Genomic DNA, 17,311 nt, shown 5'->3' with positions numbered 1-17,311 from the left:
CGCCAGGGACGAAGGAGGGACATGGGACGGCTCGACGGCAAGGTCGCACTCGTGACGGGAGCGGCCCGCGGGATGGGGCGCAGCCATGCGGCGGCGATGGCGCGCGAGGGCGCCGACCTCGTCCTCGGCGACACCGCGCGCCCGGTGGAGACGGTGCCCTACCCGACGGCCACCGCGGACGACCTGGCCGAGACGGCACGGCTGGTCGAGGCGACCGGGCGGCGCGTGGTCGCCGACCAGGCCGACGTCCGCGACACCGCGGAACTGGAGGCCCTCGTCGAGCGCGGCACGGCGGCGTTCGGCCGCCTGGACGTCGTGGTCGCCAACGCCGGGATCATGAGCCCGGCACCCACGCTCGAGATGGACGAGCGGACGTGGGCCGAGATGATCGACATCAACCTGACCGGCGCCTGGCGGACACTGCGGGCCGCGGTCCCGCACGTCCTGGCGGGGCGGCCGCGGCGGCAGCGTCGTGGTCATCAGCTCTCTCGCCGCGATGCACGCGCAGCCCGGGATCGCCCACTACAGCGCGGCGAAGGCGGGCCTGGTGGCGATGGTGCGCGTGATGGCTGCGGAGTGGGCGCCGCACGGGGTGCGGGTCAACACGGTGCACCCGACCACGACGGCGACGCCGATGGCGCTCAACGACGCGACCTATCGCACCTTCCGGCCGGACCTCGACGAGCCCGCCCGCGAGGACTTCGAGGAGGCCGCGCGGACGCTGAACCGCCTGCCCGTCGCGCTGATCGAGCCGGCCGACGTCACCGAGGCCGTGCTCCATCTCGTCGCCGACAGCGGCCGCCACGTCACCGGCACGACCATGGTGATCGACGCCGGGGCACGGCTCTAGCGAGCGCCGAAACACCCACGAGAGCCGAGGGCCGCCCTTAGGGTGGTCCGATGATTGACGGCGCCCGAGGGTCCACGGAGGCCGCTCTCGGAGACGGTCGCCCGGCGCGGCGGACACCGGACGAGATTCGGGGGCTCCTCCTGGCGGCCGCCGAGGAGCTGTTTTCGGCGCACGGCTACTCCCGGACCAGCACCAAGAGCATCGCCGAGCGTGCAGGGGTGGCGGAGGTCCTCCTCTTCCGCCACTTCGGCGGCAAGGCCAACCTCTTCCGGGAGGCGATCTACCAGCCATTGACCTCGGCGCTCGAGGGGTTCCTCGAGGAGTGGTCGGACCGGGCCGTCGCTCCGGGCGGGGCGGCTGTCCCTGCCCGCGCGCTCGTGGACACGCTGCACTCGGTGCTGAGCGAGCGTCGCGGGGCGATGGTGGCGTTCACCGGTGCGCAGACCTTCACCGGCGAGGTGCAGCCGCTGATGCGGGGGCACGAGCACCCGCTGCGCCGGCTCTTCGACGAGCTCGAGCGCATCCTGTTGCGCTACGCCGTGAGCGAGGACTTCACCGGGTTCAACCCCCCGGTCGCCGCGCGGACCATCGTGGCGACGGTGGTCAGCACGACGATCTTCCGGGACTGGCTGGTGCCCGCCGGTCAGGCCGGGCCGTCGGACGACGCGGTCGTCGACGAACTGGTCATCCTGATGATGCACGGGGTGCTCCATCGCCCCGCGTGACCCGGGGCGGAGACCGACCGAGGAGATCCAGCGGCTGCTCCTCGAGGCCGCGGCGGCGACCTTCGCCGCGCGAGGCTTCGCGCAGACCACGACCCGGATGATCGCCGACGAGGCCGGGGTCTCCGAGACCCTCCTGTACCGGCACTTCGGCTCCAAGGCCGCACTCTTCGACCGGACGGTGACCGGACGGTTCCGGCTGACCGTGGAGGAGTTCGCGCAGCGCTGGGCCTGCCCGCCCTCCGGCGCCGTGGAGGACCGCGCACACGAGGTCCTGCTCGATCTCGTCCGGTTCCTGCGCGCCCACCGCGATGTGGTGCTCGTGCTCATGACCGTGGACGCCTTCGAGCCGGGCGGCGAAGGCGTGACCGAGTCGCTGCGCGCCACGACCGATCGACTGCTCGCGGTGGTGCGGGAGTGCGTACTGACCGACCGGGAAGGACACCCCCTGCCGGGCACCGACGAGGAGCTCACGGCTCCCGGGGTGCTCGCACTTCTGCTGGGCGTGGCGGTCCTCGACGACCTGGTGTTCGCCGATGCCACACACCGGCCCCCGCCGGTGTCGGTCGAGGAGGAGGCGCTGGCGATGGTGCTGTACGGCGTGGCTCACCGGCGGCTTCGTGGACGAGGTCCGAGCACATCCTCTAATCTGGATTAAGAATTCCTGTCCCGTCACCGACGAAGGGTGTCGCGATGACCTCGCTGGCAGCACTCCCGGCCGCCACCCGCCCCGCGACCCGGCACGAGGTCGAGCGCGCGGTCGGTCGGTTGCGGGCCACGTTCGCCTCCGGTCGCACGAGGGATGTGGCCTGGCGCCGCGTGCAGCTCGCCGGCATCGAGCGACTCGTGACCGAGCGGGAGCCCGAGATCGCCCGCGCGATGGCCGCCGACCTGGGCCGCTCGGCCCACGACACCTGGCTCGGGGAGATCACCAGTACGCGCGGCGAGGCGGCGTACGCGCGCAAGCACCTGCGTCGCTGGACGCGCCGCCGCCGGGTCGGCCTGCCGCCCGCGGTGCTACCCGGCTCGGCCCACTACCGCTACGAGCCGCTCGGGACCGTGCTCGTCATCGGGCCGTGGAACTACCCCGTCTACCTCACCCTCGGACCGCTCATCGGGGCTCTGGCGGCGGGCGACACCGCGGTGGTCAAGCCCTCCGAGCACGCGCCGGCCGTCTCCGCCCTGCTGGCAGACCTGATCCCGCGCTACGTCGACACGGAGGCCGTCGCCGTCCTGGAGGGCGAGGCCGACACCACCCAGGAGCTCCTGGCCCAGGGCCTCGACCTCGCATTCTTCACCGGGGGCCCGGAAATCGGGAGGAAGGTCATGGAAGGGGCCGCCCGCCACCTCACGCCGGTGGTTCTCGAGCTCGGCGGCAAGTGCCCGGCGATCGTCACCGCCGACGCCGACCTCGACGTCGCCGCGCGCCGGATCGCCTGGACCAAGCTGATGAACTCGGGCCAGACCTGCATCGCGCCCGACCACGTCCTGGTCGAGGCCTCGGTGCGCGAGGCACTCGTCGAGCGCATCACCGCGGCCCTTGCGCAGTTCCGGACCGGCGAGCCGGCAGGGTTGCGCATCGTCAACGAGCGTCAGTTCGACCGTCTGGCGCGCCTGCTCGACGACCACGACGGAACGGTCGTCGTCGGCGGGGCGACGGATCGGGAAGCGTTGACCATCGAGCCGACGGTGATCCTCGACCCTCGGCCGGACTCCCCGCTGATGACCGAGGAGATCTTCGGTCCGCTGCTCCCCGTGTCGGCCGTGCCTTCGCTCGATGACGCGATCGAGCGGGTCAACGGGGGCGGCAAGCCGCTCGCGGCCTACCTGTTCACCTCGTCCCGGGCGGCCAAGGAACGGGTGATCACCGAGGTGCCCTCGGGCGGCGCGGTGATCAACCACGCGATGATGCACTGCCTGGTGCCCCAGCTGCCGTTCGGCGGTGTCGGCACGAGCGGGATGGGCGCCTATCACGGCGAATGGGGCTTCCAGGCGTTCAGCCACCGCAAGGCGGTGCTGAGCAAGCCGGCGAAACCCGATCCGGGGCTCATGTACCCGCCCTACACCGAGCGCACGAAGCGCCTCCTGCGGCGGGTGATGTAGTGGCGGGTCATGTCGTCGTGGGGGAGGACGTCGAGCCGTCCTACCGCGGCGGCAGCGGCCCGCCGCTGGTCCTGCTGCACGGTGCGAGCATGTCGTGGCGGGCCTGGCGCCCGGTGCTCGACGAACTGGAGCGTCATCACGAGGTCTTCGCTCCGACCATGACGGGCCACCGTGGCGGGGTCCCCTGGGTCGACGGGACACCGGTGCGTGTCGAGGCGATCGTCGACGCCGTCGGCGCGCAGCTGGACGAGGCCGGGATCGCCACCGCGCACGTCGCCGGCAACTCGCTCGGCGGTTGGGTCGCGCTCGAGCTCGCGCGCCGCGGGCGCGCGGAGACCTGCACGGCCTTCTCCCCGGCGGGTGCCTGGCGGCGTCCGTTCGACCTGCGGCGCCTGATCTGGACGTTCCGGCTGGGCCTGGTGCTCGGGCGCCCCAGGGGCCTCCGACGCCTCGCGGCCCACCCGGGTGCCCGACGCGTGTTGCTGAACCGGGTGATGGAGCACGGCGAGCGGGTCCCCGAGCAGGACGTGGAGGGCTTCTTCGAGGATCTCGCGGGCTGCGTCGTCATCGACGAACTGCTCTCGGGCGCCCGCGCCGGCGACGGGCTGCCCGCCTTCCCGGAGCTTCCGTGCCCTGTGCGGGTGGCGTGGTCCGAGCGGGACCACATCCTGCCGTGGCGCGACTACGGCGTCCCGATGCAGGTGGCGCTGCCTGGGGCGGACTTCGTCCGGCTTCCGAGGTGCGGACACGTGCCGATGTGGGACGACCCGGAGCTGGTCGTGCGCTCCCTGCTCCAGGTCACGCAGGCGCGGGTGACTTCGCCCGAAACGGTCGAGGTCTGAGAGTCGAGGTCGGGGATCAGGCCGCGAGGCCGTGCTCGATGAGCGTCTGCGCGGTGGTGATGACGGTCTCCAGCGAGCCCCGCTCCGGGTCCCACCACTCGACGGTCCAGTTCAGCGCTCCGAGCACCACCATGAGGGCGGCCCGGACGTCGATGTCCTGGGCGAGGTCGCCCGACGTGCGCGCGTCATCGAGGAGCGCGCGCCAGATCGCGAGGTAGGCCCGCTGCGCGTCGAACTGACGCTCACGCATCTCCTTCGGCAACTGCGGGACGGTGCGGATCGCCGCGGCGGCGTGGTCGGAGTGCGTCAACAGGGTGTTGAGGTGCGCGGCGACGGCCACCCGGATCCGGTTCATGGGGGGCGTGCCGTCGGGGACCTGCGCAAGCGCCTCCGACATGAGCTCCATGGTGCGCGCGAGGCCGACCGACACCGCCTCCTCGATGAGCTCGTCGCGGGAGGAGAAGTAGTAGTAGATGGCGGGGGCCTGGACCTCCGCGATCTCGGCGATGTCGGAGAGGCGTGCGCCCGCGTATCCCCGCGCGTTGAGAGCGCGTGCCGTGGCGTCCACGATCCGCTCGCGGGTGCGCTCGGACTTGGTGCCCGCGCCGTGGCGGGCCTCGGAGGTGCCCGCCGCGCGGCCGGGCGTGGGCGCGGCCATGGATTGATCGTACGGTCGGCGAGGTGCCGGCGCCGTCCGTGGCGCGTGGTCCATCAGAGTTCGGGCGGGGGCACGAGGCCGGCGAGCACGGCGCCGGTGATGCCGCCGTCGGTCGTCAGCGTCGCGCCGTTGACCCACCGCGACTCCCGGGAGGCGAGGAACGTGATCGCCGGGGCGACGTCCTCCGAGGTGGCGTGGCGTCCGAGGAACGCCCGCACACCGTCGAGTGTCTGCTTACCCATCGACTCCTCGAAGTCGTGGAGGATCGGGGTCTCCACCGGTCCGGGCATCACGGCGTTGATGCGCAGGTCGGCCATCTCGCGCACGGCCCCGCCCATCGCCATCGTGTAGACGATGACGGCCTCCTTGGAGAAGTTGTAGGCGTTGCCCTCGGGGAGGTGCTCGTGGAACCACGCGAGGCCCTCGTCGAAGGTCTCCGTGGTGAGCAGGTCCCGGATCGACTCGAGACGGTGCGCCCAGCCGAAGCCCGCGATCGAGGCGACGTTGACGATCGACCCGCCCGGCGTCATCCGCTCGAACAGCGACTCGGTGAGGTGGCGCAACCCGAGGAAGTTCACCCGGAACACCAGCTCGCCGGGCGCGTTGCCGGGCACGCCCGCGACGTTGGCCAGCACGTCCCAGCGGTCACCGGCGTCGGCCACCGCGGCGTCGATGCTGGCCGGGTCGGCCAGGTCGACCTCGATGTGGCGCTCGACGTCGACCGAGGGCTTGTTGCGGTCGAGGCTGGTGACCGAGGCGCCGCCGGCGACGAGCTGGCGGGCCACCGCATCACCGATGCCGGAGGCCGCGCCGGTGACGAGGCAGCGAAGTCCGTCGACGTCCATCGTTTCCTCCGGGCTCGTAGTTGAACCGAAACTAGATTAGAAATTTTGGAGCGGCAAGGTCCGCCCCGACTTGATCGGGACACGGGCCGTCGGTCAGGGCATCGAGGACCCTCCGCCGACCGCCACGACCTGGCCGGTTACCTGGCGGGCGGTGCGCTCGGAAGACAGCCAGACCACGGCGTCGGCGACGTCCTGGGCGGTGGTCAGCCGTCGCAGCGGCGTCTGCTTGCGGACGTACTCGATCTGGTCCGGGTCGAAGATTGCGTCCCGTCCGCCGGACCAGAGGCTGTGCGCCCCGACACCCTCGTCGTCGGGCAGGACGAGGCCGGGGCACACCACGTTGGACCGGATGCCGCGCCGGCCCTGCTCGCGCGCGGTGGTCCGGGCGAGCGCGATGAGACCGGCCTTGGTGGTGCCGTAGATGCCCTGGCGGATTGCGCCGAATGCGGCGTCGCTGGAGATGAACACGATCGAGCCCCGCCCCGCCTCGCCCATGGCTCCCAGGACGGCCTGGGTGCAGTCGATCGCGGTGAACAGGTTGACCTCGATGGTGCGCTGCCAGAGCGTCCGATCGGTCTGCTCGGTGAGGAAGCCCGGCACGCTCCAGCCGGCGTTGTTGACGAGGGCGTCGATCCCGCCCCAGGCGTCGAGTGCCTCTCGGGCCACGCGGCCGCCGGCGCCGTCGACCGAGAGGTCGAGGTCGAGCACCCGCACTTCGCCCGCGCCCAGCTCCTTCGCCTCGGCGCGGACCCGCTCGGCCTGCTCGCGATCGAGGTCGGCCAGGACGATGCGGGCACCCTCCCGGGCGAACCCGTGCACGATGCCCCTTCCGATGTTCGACGCCCCACCGGTCACGATGACGCGGGCGTCGTGGAGTTCGAGGTCCATGCGGCCCCTTCCGTCGGCACCGTCGTTCTTCTAATCTGTATTAAAGCATGACGCGCTGCGACCGACTGGTCACCGCGCGGCGCGCTTGACAGCTCGTGGAGGCCGTGGTGTCCTCGGGCTACCGATTAATCTGTGTTAAATTCTAACCCTCGGGGGTGGCGATGTCGCTGACCACGGAGCACGCCCGGCCGTCCTACGACCCGGTGTCGCTCTCGCCGCTGTCCTTCTGGGCGAAGTCCCCGGCCGAGCGCGAGGAGGACTACGCCGTCCTCCGGCGCGAGCGGCCGGTGAGCTGGCACCCGCCGGCCGAGGGTTCGATGATGCCGCCCCAGGAGGGCGGCGGGTTCTGGGCCGTCACCCGACACGCCGACATCGCCGCGGTTAGCAAGGACCCGGAGACCTTCTGCTCCGGCGAGGGCATCCAGATGGAGGACGTCCCCCTCGACATCCTCGAGGCGGTCAGCTCCTTCCTCGCCACCGACGCCCCGCGCCACACCAAGCTCCGCAAGCTCGTGTCCTCGGCCTTCACTCCCAAGCGGGTCAAGAAGATCGAGGACCAGATCAAGGACCAGGCCCGTCGCCTCGTCGACCACCTCGTCGAGACCGGGGACTGCGACTTCGTCGAGCACGTCTCCCGGCGCCTCCCACAGTGGACGATCTTCGAGATGGTCGGTGTGGAGGACCAGGAGACCCGCGAGATCGCGACCCACGCCGCCGACGGCATGGTGAGCTGGGCCGACGAGGACGTCCGCGCCGGCCGGGAGCCGGCCGAGCTGCTCACCGAGTCGCTCATGCAGCTGATCAACGTCGCCCTCGACCTGGCCGAGGCCCGGCGCGCCGAGCCGCGCGACGATCTCATGACCAACCTCGTGCAGGCCGAGGTCGACGGGGAGTCGCTCACCGACGAGGAGATCGCGGCGTTCTTCTGCCTGCTCTCGATCGCCGGCAACGACACCACCCGCAACACGATCTCGTCGACGATGCGCCAGCTGACGCTGAACCCCGACCAGCGCGCCTACCTCGTCGAGGACTACGACGCCCGGATCGGCACCGCGATCGACGAGTTCGTGCGCTGGGCGACGCCGGTCATGACGTTCCGGCGCACCGCCACCCGCGACACGGAGCTGCAGGGTCAGCGCATCCGCGAGGGCGACTGGGTGGTGCTGTTCTACGCCTCGGGCAACGCCGACACCGAGGTCTTCGACGAGCCCGGCCGCTTCGACCTCTCCCGTACCCCGAACCCGCACATCGGGTTCGGTGGCGGAGGCCCGCACTACTGCATGGGCAACCAGCTGGCCAAGGCCCAGCTCCGCGCGATCTTCCACGAGCTGCTCACCCGCGCGCCCGACATCGAGGCCGACGAGCCGGTGTACCTCGCGGGCAACTTCATGCAGGCGATCAAGTCGATGCCCTGCCGCCTCAACCTGGGCTGAGCGCCCACCGATCCCCGGAGGGAGAACACCATGGCCTGCATCAAGGTGGACTACGACAAGTGCACCGGCCTCGGGATCTGCGAGTCCCTCGCCCCGGAGTTCTTCGAGGTCTCCGACGACGGCAATCTCACCCTTCTGGAGGAGGAGGCCGGGCCCGACGCGCTGGACGACGTCCGTGAGGCCGTCGCCGGCTGCCCCACAGAAGCCCTGTCGCTGAAGGAGTAGGGCCGTGGCATCACACCTCGTCGTGGTCGGGGCCTCGCTCGCCGGCCTCCGCGCCGTGGAGGCCGTCCGCAAGGACGGCCACGACGGACCCGTCACGCTCATCGGCGCGGAACGGCACCTGCCCTACGACCGGCCGCCCCTGTCGAAGGCGTTCCTCGAGGCTGGTGACGAGGACCCGGAGCACCCGCGGTTCCGCGAGGAGTCGCATCTCGCGCAGGAGCTGGGCGTCGAGCTGGTGCTCGGCGAGCCCGCGAGCGGCCTGGACACCGCGGCACGGGAGGTGCACGTCGCGGATCGCCGGATCGGCTACGACGCCCTGGTGCTGGCCACCGGTGCCCGGGCGAAGAGCCTGCCCGGCTCCCCGGACCTCGACGGCGTGCACACCCTGCGCACCCTCGACGACGCGCAGGCGATCCGGGCCGCCCTGGACGCCGGGGCCCGGACGGTCGTGATCGGCGCCGGGTTCATCGGGTCCGAGGTGGCCTCCGGGGCCCACAAGCGCGGCCTCGAGGTCACCGTCCTCGAGGCGCTACCGACCCCGCTGGGGCGCGCGGTCGGTGAGGAGATGGGCGCCGCGGTCTCGCAGCTGCACCACCGGAACGGCATGGACCTGCGCTGCGGTGTGACGGTCTCGGCCATCGAGGGCAACGGGTCGGTCGAGGCGGTCGTCCTCGAGGACGGCACCCGCCTGCCCGCCGACCTCGTCGTCGTCGGGGCGGGCGCGGCGCCGACCACGGACTGGCTGGAGGGCTCGGGCCTCGAGCTCGACGACGGCGTCGTCTGCGACGAGTACCTCGCCGCAGGCCCGCCCGGGATCTACGCGGCCGGGGACATCGCCCGGTGGCGCAACGCGCAGTTCGACGGCGACCTCATGCGCCTCGAGCACTGGACGAGCGCCGCCGAGCAGGGCGCCGTGGCCGCCCGCAACGCGCTGGACCCGGCGTCCGCCAAGCCTTACGCGACGGTGCCGTACTTCTGGTCGGACTGGTACGACTCCCGCATCCAGTTCGTCGGCATCCCCCGCGGTGACGAGGTCCGGGTCGTGTCGGGCCGCCCCGAGGACGGGCGGTTCGTCGCTCTCTACCGCCGTTGTGACCACCTCGTCGGCGTGCTGGCGGTGAACCGTCAGGCCGAGGTGATGAAGTACCGCGCGCAGATCAAGAAGAACATCACCTGGGACGACGCGCTCAAGTTCGCCGCGCAGCGGGAGGCCGCCGCGCAGGACAAGGCGGAGCGGGCGCGCGAGGGTGAGCACGCCGCCGCGGGGTGAGAGCACCTCGCGGCGCCGGGAACGACGACGAAGGAGGCGTCCGCGTGGGCGAGCAGTTGGTCAGCGAGGGTCCGGTCCTGCTGGACCTCGACGGCGACGGGGTGGCCCGGCTACGGCTGAACCGCCCCGAGGCGTCCAACGGGATGGACGTGCCGCTGCTGCGAGCCCTCTACGACGCGGTGATGCTCTGCTACGGCGAGCCGCGCCTGCGCGTACTGGTGCTCAGCGGTGAGGGGTCCAACTTCTGCGCCGGCGGCGACGTCAAGACCTTCGCCTCGAAGGGCGAGGCGCTGCCGGACTACCTGCGCGAGGCGACCTCGTGGCTGCAGGTCGCGGTCCAGGGCCTGCTCAACCTGCCGGCGCCGGTCGTCGCATCGGTGCACGGCTTCGCGGCCGGCGGAGGCGGGTTCGGGCTCGTCTGCGCGGCGGACCTCGTGGTGGCGGCCGAGTCCGCGAAGTTCCTCGGGGGCGCGACACGCGTGGGGATGGCGCCGGACGCCGGCACCACGGTGACGCTGCCGCAGCTCGTGGGCCTGCGCAAAGCCCTCGAGATCTCCCTGACGAACCCGGTCCTGTCTGCAGTCGAGGCCCTCGAGCTGGGGATCCTCACTCGCGTGGTGCCCGACGACGAGCTGACGAAGGCCACCGACGAGCTCGCCGCCCAGCTCGCGGCCGGTGCCCCGCGGGCTCTGGCGGCGACGAAGCGGCTCATGTGGTCGGGGCTCGGGTCCCGGGTCGAGGCGCAGCTGCCGGAGGAGGCCCGCACCGTCTCCGAGCTCTCGGGCACCGCCGACGCCCGCGAGGGTCTGGACGCCGTCATCGGGCGCCGCACGCCCATCTTCACCGGCCGCTGAGGGCCGACCGAGCCGGGCCGTGTCCGCTTCGTCCCGTCCTTGCTCCTGCCGCGGCCGCCTGTTCTAATCTACGATAGAAAAAATAGCCCGCCCGGGAGGACACCGATGTATCCACGGACGCACGCCGAGCGCAATCCGGACAAGGTCGCCGCCCGCCTGGTCGAGACCGGCGAGGAGCTGACCTACGCCGCGCTCGACGAGCGATCCACGCGCCTCGCCCACGTGCTGCGCGACGCCGGGCTCGAGCGCGGCGACACCGTCGCCCTGCTGTCGGTGAACGCGCTGGAGGCCCTGGAGGTCTACTGGGCCGGCGCGCGCTCCGGCTTCTACGTCACGGCGATCAACCACCACCTCGCGGTCGACGAGGTCGCCTACATCGCCGCGGACTCGGGGGCGCGGGCCCTCGTCGTGTCGGCCGACAAGGCGGAGATCGCCGCGGCCGTGCGCGAGCGGACCCCCGACGTGGTCCTGCGGCTGGCCTACCACGGCGCGGTCGAGGGTCACGACGACTACGAGACGGCGCTGGCGAACGCCTCGGCGGAGCCGTTGGAGTCCGAGCCCGCCGGGGCGCCGATGCTGTACTCGTCGGGCACCACGGGGCTGCCCAAGGGCATCCGCCCGCCCCTCGCCGAGGGCTCGATCACCGAGGCGCCCGACGCCCTGGTCGGTCTCATCCGGGCCTTCGGGGTCACCGAGGACACGGTGTACCTCTCGCCGGCGCCGATGTACCACGCCGCCCCGCTGCGCTGGGCCGCCGGCGTGCAGGCCCACGGCGGCACGGTGGTGATCATGCGGAAGTTCGACGCCGAGGGCGCCCTGCGCGCGATCGCCGAGAACGGCGTGACCCATGGCCAGTTCGTCCCCACCATGTTCGTGCGGATGCTGAAGCTCGACCAGTCGGTGCGCACCGCCTACGACGTCTCCTCGTTGCGGGTCGCCGTGCACGCCGCGGCGCCGTGTCCCGTCGAGGTCAAGCAGAAGATGATCGACTGGTGGGGCCCGATCCTCGTCGAGTACTACGCGGGCACCGAGGCCCACGGCATGACCATGATCGACAGCAAGCAGTGGGAGCAGAAGCCCGGATCGGTCGGGAAGGCCGTGCTCGGCACGCTACGTATCTGCGACGACGAGGGTGCGGAGCTGGGCGTCGACGAGGTCGGCACCGTCTACTTCGAGCGCGAGCGGCTGCCGTTCGTCTACCACAACGACCCGGAGAAGACCCGGGAGGCGCAGCACCCGCAGCACGAGAACTGGACGACCGTGGGCGACATGGGGCGCGTCGACGAGGACGGCTTCCTGTTCCTCACCGACCGCAAGTCCTTCACGATCATCTCGGGCGGCGTGAACATCTACCCCGCCGAGATCGAGAGCGTCCTCGCGCTGCACACGTCGATCGACGACGTCGCGGTCGTCGGGGTCCCCGATGAGGAGATGGGGGAGCAGGTGCGCGCGTTCGTCAAGGCCGCGGCCGACGCGACCCCGGGACTCGAGCTCGAGAAGGAGATCATCGAGTTCGTCCGCGAGCGGATCGCCCACTACAAGGCGCCGCGCGGCGTGGAGTTCGTGGACTCCCTGCCCCGGACCGAGACGGGCAAACTGCTCAAGCGGCAGATCCGCGACGACTACCTGGCGTCGACCAGCGCGGGCGTCTGACCGCCCCCGCGGGCGCGGCGGGGGCCGCCTCCGGCGAGGCCGTGCAGCACGAACCGCTGCGTGGTGGCGACGAGGGGCTCCAGCGGCCCGCTCGCGGGGTCGAACCACTGCGAGGCCCAGTTGAGCGCGCCCATCACGAGCATGCGGGCGGCGCCGGGGTCGAGGTCCGGCGCGAGCTCGCCGGCCTCGGCTGCGGCGTCGATCAGCCCCCGCCAGATCCCGATGTAGGTCTGCAGGCCGGTCACCAGGTGCTCCCGGATGTGCTCGGGGAGCTGGTCGGCGTTGCGCGTCGTGGCCGAGGCATAGTGGGAATGCGCGAGCACCACCTCGAGGTGCGCTCCCACCGCCTCCGCGATGCGGGTCATCGGCGGGGTGTCGGCGGGCAGCGCCTCGAGGCGGGCCGTGACATGGTCGATCGTCACCTGTTGGCCGGCGACCACGACGTGCTCGACGAGGTCGTCGCGCGAGGGGAAGTAGTAGTAGAGCGCGGGCGCCTGGACGGCGGCGAGGTCGGCGATGTCGGCGAGCCGGGTGCCGGCGTAGCCGTTCTGGTCGAGCACCTGGGCCGCGGCGTCGAGAATCCGGGCCCGGGTGCGGGCGGACTTCGTACCGGTGCCGGAGGCCTCCCCCCGGCCGGAGCGCTGACGTGCCATGGGGGCATCGTACGTGCCGGTCACGCCCCGGAGGGCACGTCGACGATCACGGTCGGCCGGTCGACTTTGTCCGATCGATCACGCCCGGACCCCGTCACAGCCGGTCAGCGGCCCGGTCGCTCCGGGCCGACGGCCTCGATGCCGGGCCCCGCGTCGGCGTCGCGCCACCGGTGCAGGGACGGGTCCATCAGGCGTCGGAACCACCCCTCGGGTGCCCAGACGATCGACTCCAGCTCCAGGGCGTCGACGAACCGGACCGCCCCCGAGCGCAGGTCCTCGAGGCGCAGCCGGGCGCTGTTGCCGTCGTGGTCGATCGACACCGAGACGGCGGCGAACTCACTGGACACGACGCCGGGCGACTCTCCGGACCCGGGCACCTCGAACACGGTTCCCCTCCTTCAGATGAGGAACGACAGCGACAGGAGCGGGCGGTCGGAGTCGACCAGCACGACCTTCTTGTACGCCATGGCCAGCCCGCCGTCGACACGGCGCAACTTGTGGGTCACGCGCCCGGCCCACGTCCGCGTGTCGCGCTCGCGGGACTCGATCACCTGGACCACGGACGACACCACGGTGTCGGTCCCCTCGGTGCCCACGATCTCGATGTTGGACACGATCCGCACCAGGCGCGACGGTGGACGCTGGGCGTGTCGCCGGCCGGTGTGCAGCTGCTTGATGCGCGTCGCGATGCGGCCCCGGTTGTCGAAGATGATCGACATGTGGGTTCGCGGGTCCCAGGAGTCGTCGACGGGCACGTGGTACACCGCGTCGTCGGTCCAGAGCGCCTCCCACGCGTCGAGCTCGTGGGTGTCGGCGAGGCGTGCCTCGCGGTAGAGGAACTGCTCGACCTCGAGGTGGCCGATCGGGCCGTCCACGGCGCCGGGCTTCTCCCCGACGGGGGCGGGGGTCCCGTCGATGACCGACTGCGCAGCGGCGGTCATGCCGCACCTCCCTGGGGGGCCATCAGCGTGAGGTAGTGCTTCCACATGGAGCGCATCGAGATCTCGTCGGTGGCGGTGCCGATGGTGAAGCCGTCGTCGTCGGTGCTCTCGCGGTGCAGGCCCCGGCGCAGGTCGAGCCACTCCGGCTGGAGCTGCGCGACGCCGCGCTGGTTGCGCTCGTACATCTCCGCGTCGTCGGCGAGCAGCATGCCCGCGGGCCCGACCGACCCCACGCACTGCGTGACGAGGCGGCGGTTGAGGTCGGGGGCGCCCTTGAACTGGATCGCGGTGACGTGCTGGATCGTGCGGTCGACCGCGAGTGGCTGGATCTGGAAGAGCTGGATCTCCGCGACGAACAGGTTCGGGAAGATCATGATGTGGGGCGAGCCATTGATCATGATCTCGTCGCCGGTCTGCGGGCCGTAGGTCTCGCGCATGCTCGCGACGTAGTCGGGGATCTTCGACTCGAGCGTGCCCGCCCAGCCCATCGGCACTCCGAGACGCCGGAACTCGGGGCTGAGGTCGTTCTCCGAGTGGCCGCCGCCGAGGGCGCGGGTGACGGCGGTGGACTTGTCGCTGTAAAGGTCGCCGATGCTGCTGCCGGAGATCGAGAAGATCGACGAATGCACGAACTGGGGGTGGTAGCCGTCGGTCTCGTTCTCGACGAGCATCTTCCAGTTGGCGTTCACCTCGTGCTGCACGAAGCCCGCGGTGAGCTCGACCTCGCCCTCGGGGGAGAGTCGGGCGAGCTGGTCGAGGCGGTCGGCGGCCGGACCGAGGTGCTCGGCGAGGCTCGGGCCGTCCTCCGCGAGACTGCCGAACACGAAACCCCGGTGGATGGCCACCCGCGGTACGCGGGCGAGGTTCCCGAGCTCCTTCAGCCCCTCCTTGCCGCCGTAGCCCTTGTTGAAGGGGGCGCCGAGGAGTTCGCCGGTGTTGCTGAAGGTCCACCCGTGGTAGGGGCAGCGGAACGAGCCCGAGTTGCCGCTCGGTGCCTCGCAGACGAGGTTCCCGCGGTGCGCGCAGCGGTTGAGGACGAGGTGGACCTCGCCCTCCCGGTCGCGCGTCATGATCACCTGCTGCGGCCCGATGCTCTTGCGGACGTAGTCCTTGGGCTGCGGGATCTCCGAGACGTGGCCGACGTAGACCCACGTCGTGTACCAGATGTGCTCGAGCTCCTGCGCGAAGATCGTCGGATCCGTGTACAGCGACCCGTGAACACGGTCCGGTCGCACGAGGCTCCGAACCCGCTCCCCGGGCGCCCGCTCCGGGGCTTCACCGACAGCGGTCATGACCGGCCTCCCTACTCCGACGGCCCAGGACTGTCGCCGCTACCGTCCCGCGTTTCGAATCCAGAGTCAAGACACACTGTCTGGACAGTATGTCCAGAGAGTCGGTCGTCCCTGGCGTCCCGGTAGAGCGCGTTCCAGACGATGGCCGTGAACGCGTCGACGGTGCGCCCTGCGGCCTCGTCGTCCGCGCCGCGCAGCATCTGGTCCAGGCCGCGCTCGGCCATCCACGTGAGCATCTCGGCGGTGCCGCGAGCGGGGAGGTCCCGGCGCACCGTGCCGGCGCGCTGGCCGCGCTCGATGTGGTCGGTGAGCTCCTCGACGTAACGGCCCGTGAGCTCCCGGAACGCCTCGCGCACCGCGGGGTCGTGCCCGGAGGTCTCGGTGAAGGCGCGCATCAGCTCGGCGTGCGGACGGTAGGTCTCGACGATCACGGCCGCCCGCTCGCGCATGTCCGCGTGCGAGCGGGGGGCGTCGCGCCCCCACCAGCCGCGACCGGCGGCGAGGAGGCGTTCGACGAGGTCGGCGGTGAGCTCGCGCAGCAGGGAGCCCTTGTCGGCGAAGTGCACGTAGAAGGTGGAGCGCGAGACCCCCGCCCGGGTGGCGAGGCGTTCGACGGAGAGCTCGGTGAAGCTGGTGCCCTCCGCGAGGAGCTCCTCGACGGCGCGCAGCAGGCGGCGAAGGTTCTCCTCGCGGCGCTGCGGCCGCGCGCCCTGGCTCCTCCTGGTCACCGACGCCACGTCCGCAGCGTAGCGGCCGACACACCCTGCGTTGACCGTGTCGCGGCCATCTTCTAACCTCCGTTAAATGACGACGGAGCACGGTGCGGTTTCCGACGAGGAGCCCGTCCTTGCCGAGGTGGACGGGGCCGTCGGCCGGATCCGCCTCAACCGCCCGCAGGCGCGCAACGCCGTCACGGTCGCCCTCGGGCGGGCGCTGCACGACCACCTCGTCGCCCTCGCCGAGGTCACCCGAGTGATCGTCATCCGTGGCGTCGGCGGTCACTTCTCGGCCGGCGGGGATTTCGAGGAGGTCCAACGACTGCGGGCCGACGGCCCGGAGGCCCTGCGCCCGCTGTTCGAGAACTTCGGCGCGGCCTGCTCCGTCATCGCCGAGCTGCCGGTACCGGTGGTCGCCGCCGTCGAGGGCTACGCACTGGCGGGCGGGTTCGAGCTCATGCAGTCCTGCGACGTCGTCGTGGTCCGCGACGACGCCACGATCGCCGACAACCACCTCAACTTCGGCCAGGTGCCCGGCGGCGGCTCCAGCCAGCGCCTGCCGAGGCTCGTCGGCCGGCAGCGCGCCCTCGCGCACATCCTCACCGGCGACCGGCTCTCCGGGGCCGACGCCGTCGCGTGGGGACTGGCCTACCGGGCGGCCCCCGCCGACGAGTTCGACGCGACCGTCGAGCGCGTCGTGGCCGGCCTCGCCGAGAAGGACCCGCGGGCCGTCGCCCGCACCAAGCGGCTCGTGCTCGACCACCTCGAGCGCCCGCTCTCCGAGGGACTCGCGGCGGAGCGCGACGGCGTCATCGACCACCTCGGGAGCGACGGCGCCGCCACCGGCATCGAGGCGTTCCGCGCCCGCCCCCGTTCCTGACAGCCCGACCCGGGAGGACCAGATGCGCACGTTCACCGGTACCGACGACCTCCTCGCCTCGGTGGGCGAGGAGCTCGGGCCCACCGACTGGATCGAGGTCGACCAGGACCGGATCGACCGGTTCGCCGACGCGACCAACGACCACCAGTGGATCCACGTCGACCCCGCCCGGGCGGCCGAGGGTCCCTTCGGCGCCACCATCGCGCACGGCTTCCTGACGCTGACGATGCTCCCCGAGCTACTGAACTCGCTCTACACCGTCGAGGGCGTCCGGATGGCGGTGAACTACGGGCTCAACAAGGTCCGGATGCCCGCCCCTGTCCTCGTGGGGTCGAAGGTCCGCGGCGTCTCGATCCTGAAAGAGGTCACGCCGTTGGACGGGGCCGTCCAGGTCGTCTTCGCGACGACGATCGAGATCGAGGGCTCGGCCAAGCCGGCCTGTGTCGTCGAGAGCATCGGCCGCTTCTTCCTGTAGAGGAAGACGCC

Annotated in this window: 20 protein-coding genes and 1 pseudogene; 13 read left to right on the top strand and 8 right to left on the bottom strand. The window is 71.6% G+C overall.

Features of this window, described 5'->3' with window-relative positions; translation table 11 throughout:
* Nucleotides 1-21: 21 nt before the first annotated feature.
* From PH189_RS16055 to PH189_RS16030, 6 genes and pseudogenes are all read left to right on the top strand, one after another.
* Nucleotides 22-390: pseudogene (locus tag PH189_RS16055) on the top strand (SDR family NAD(P)-dependent oxidoreductase); the annotation flags it as partial.
* An 82-nt stretch (nucleotides 391-472) separates the two neighbouring features.
* On the top strand, nucleotides 473-850 hold the full coding sequence (locus PH189_RS16050; RefSeq protein WP_274189806.1) for an SDR family oxidoreductase: 378 nt from the start codon (nucleotides 473-475) through the stop codon (nucleotides 848-850).
* A 50-nt stretch (nucleotides 851-900) separates the two neighbouring features.
* Nucleotides 901-1,575, top strand: a complete 675-nt coding sequence (locus tag PH189_RS16045) for a TetR/AcrR family transcriptional regulator (protein WP_274189805.1) — start codon at nucleotides 901-903, stop codon at nucleotides 1,573-1,575.
* Nucleotides 1,562-2,230, top strand: a complete 669-nt coding sequence (locus PH189_RS16040) for a TetR/AcrR family transcriptional regulator (protein ID WP_337994160.1) — start codon at nucleotides 1,562-1,564, stop codon at nucleotides 2,228-2,230. The genes PH189_RS16045 and PH189_RS16040 overlap by 14 nt, the downstream gene beginning before the upstream one ends.
* Nucleotides 2,231-2,265: 35 nt before the next feature.
* The gene (locus PH189_RS16035) at nucleotides 2,266-3,675 is read left to right on the top strand and encodes an aldehyde dehydrogenase family protein (RefSeq protein WP_274189804.1); all 1,410 of its coding nucleotides are present in this window, start codon (nucleotides 2,266-2,268) and stop codon (nucleotides 3,673-3,675) included.
* Nucleotides 3,675-4,517 carry an alpha/beta fold hydrolase gene (locus PH189_RS16030; protein WP_274189803.1) on the top strand — a complete coding sequence of 281 codons (843 nt, stop codon included), beginning with the start codon at nucleotides 3,675-3,677 and terminating at the stop codon, nucleotides 4,515-4,517. The genes PH189_RS16035 and PH189_RS16030 overlap by 1 nt, the downstream gene beginning before the upstream one ends.
* A 16-nt stretch (nucleotides 4,518-4,533) precedes the next feature.
* Here the strand turns inward: PH189_RS16030 and PH189_RS16025 are convergent, their stop codons facing one another.
* The 3 genes from PH189_RS16025 to PH189_RS16015 all read right to left on the bottom strand — a co-directional run bounded on the left by PH189_RS16025 (nucleotide 4,534) and on the right by PH189_RS16015 (nucleotide 6,908).
* Nucleotides 4,534-5,175, bottom strand: a complete 642-nt coding sequence (locus PH189_RS16025) for a TetR/AcrR family transcriptional regulator (protein ID WP_274189802.1) — start codon at nucleotides 5,173-5,175, stop codon at nucleotides 4,534-4,536.
* Nucleotides 5,176-5,228: 53 nt separating this feature from the next.
* The gene (locus PH189_RS16020) at nucleotides 5,229-6,020 is read right to left on the bottom strand and encodes a coniferyl-alcohol dehydrogenase (RefSeq protein ID WP_274189801.1); all 792 of its coding nucleotides are present in this window, start codon (nucleotides 6,018-6,020) and stop codon (nucleotides 5,229-5,231) included.
* A 93-nt stretch (nucleotides 6,021-6,113) separates the two neighbouring features.
* Nucleotides 6,114-6,908, bottom strand: coding sequence for an SDR family NAD(P)-dependent oxidoreductase (locus tag PH189_RS16015; protein WP_274189800.1), 795 nt, complete (start codon nucleotides 6,906-6,908; stop codon nucleotides 6,114-6,116).
* 161 nt (nucleotides 6,909-7,069) lie between these two features.
* Between PH189_RS16015 and PH189_RS16010 the strand changes: the two genes are divergently transcribed.
* The 5 genes from PH189_RS16010 (at nucleotide 7,070) to PH189_RS15990 (ending at nucleotide 12,343) form a co-directional block, all read left to right on the top strand.
* On the top strand, nucleotides 7,070-8,341 hold the full coding sequence (locus PH189_RS16010) for a cytochrome P450 (protein WP_274189799.1): 1,272 nt from the start codon (nucleotides 7,070-7,072) through the stop codon (nucleotides 8,339-8,341).
* Nucleotides 8,342-8,371: 30 nt separating this feature from the next.
* Entirely contained in the window at nucleotides 8,372-8,566 is a 195-nt protein-coding gene (locus PH189_RS16005) for a ferredoxin (RefSeq protein WP_274189798.1), read from the top strand.
* 4 nt (nucleotides 8,567-8,570) lie between these two features.
* Nucleotides 8,571-9,836, top strand: a complete 1,266-nt coding sequence (locus PH189_RS16000; protein ID WP_274189797.1) for an NAD(P)/FAD-dependent oxidoreductase — start codon at nucleotides 8,571-8,573, stop codon at nucleotides 9,834-9,836.
* 44 nt (nucleotides 9,837-9,880) lie between these two features.
* Nucleotides 9,881-10,690 carry an enoyl-CoA hydratase/isomerase family protein gene (locus tag PH189_RS15995; protein WP_274189796.1) on the top strand — a complete coding sequence of 270 codons (810 nt, stop codon included), beginning with the start codon at nucleotides 9,881-9,883 and terminating at the stop codon, nucleotides 10,688-10,690.
* Between the two features lie 105 nt (nucleotides 10,691-10,795).
* Entirely contained in the window at nucleotides 10,796-12,343 is a 1,548-nt protein-coding gene (locus tag PH189_RS15990; RefSeq protein WP_274189795.1) for an acyl-CoA synthetase, read from the top strand.
* Here PH189_RS15990 and PH189_RS15985 read toward each other — a convergent pair.
* The 5 genes from PH189_RS15985 to PH189_RS15965 all read right to left on the bottom strand — a co-directional run bounded on the left by PH189_RS15985 (nucleotide 12,313) and on the right by PH189_RS15965 (nucleotide 15,966).
* A complete protein-coding gene (locus PH189_RS15985) occupies nucleotides 12,313-12,996 on the bottom strand; it encodes a TetR/AcrR family transcriptional regulator (protein ID WP_274189794.1) in 684 nt (227 codons plus the stop codon). The two genes, PH189_RS15990 and PH189_RS15985, sit on opposite strands and share 31 nt — an antisense overlap.
* 104 nt (nucleotides 12,997-13,100) lie before the next feature.
* Nucleotides 13,101-13,382, bottom strand: coding sequence for a hypothetical protein (locus PH189_RS15980; protein WP_274189793.1), 282 nt, complete (start codon nucleotides 13,380-13,382; stop codon nucleotides 13,101-13,103).
* Between the two features lie 12 nt (nucleotides 13,383-13,394).
* Nucleotides 13,395-13,937, bottom strand: coding sequence for an aromatic-ring-hydroxylating dioxygenase subunit beta (locus PH189_RS15975; RefSeq protein WP_274189792.1), 543 nt, complete (start codon nucleotides 13,935-13,937; stop codon nucleotides 13,395-13,397).
* Nucleotides 13,934-15,229, bottom strand: a complete 1,296-nt coding sequence (locus tag PH189_RS15970; RefSeq protein WP_274189791.1) for an aromatic ring-hydroxylating oxygenase subunit alpha — start codon at nucleotides 15,227-15,229, stop codon at nucleotides 13,934-13,936. The genes PH189_RS15975 and PH189_RS15970 overlap by 4 nt, the downstream gene beginning before the upstream one ends.
* 11 nt (nucleotides 15,230-15,240) lie before the next feature.
* Nucleotides 15,241-15,966, bottom strand: a complete 726-nt coding sequence (locus tag PH189_RS15965) for a TetR/AcrR family transcriptional regulator (protein WP_274189790.1) — start codon at nucleotides 15,964-15,966, stop codon at nucleotides 15,241-15,243.
* A 67-nt stretch (nucleotides 15,967-16,033) separates the two neighbouring features.
* On the opposite strand from PH189_RS15965, the gene PH189_RS15960 reads away from it, so the two are divergent.
* On the top strand, nucleotides 16,034-16,825 hold the full coding sequence (locus tag PH189_RS15960) for an enoyl-CoA hydratase/isomerase family protein (RefSeq protein ID WP_274189789.1): 792 nt from the start codon (nucleotides 16,034-16,036) through the stop codon (nucleotides 16,823-16,825).
* Nucleotides 16,826-16,847: 22 nt separating this feature from the next.
* Nucleotides 16,848-17,300, top strand: coding sequence for a MaoC family dehydratase (locus tag PH189_RS15955; protein ID WP_274189788.1), 453 nt, complete (start codon nucleotides 16,848-16,850; stop codon nucleotides 17,298-17,300).
* Nucleotides 17,301-17,311 lie beyond the last annotated feature (11 nt).

Origin of the sequence: Actinomycetospora chibensis (genome assembly GCF_028737215.1) — a bacterium.
GTDB lineage: Bacteria > Actinomycetota > Actinomycetes > Mycobacteriales > Pseudonocardiaceae > Actinomycetospora > Actinomycetospora chibensis.
Note: the sequence above shows the minus strand (reverse complement) of the source record. Positions and strands in the feature narration are given on the sequence as shown.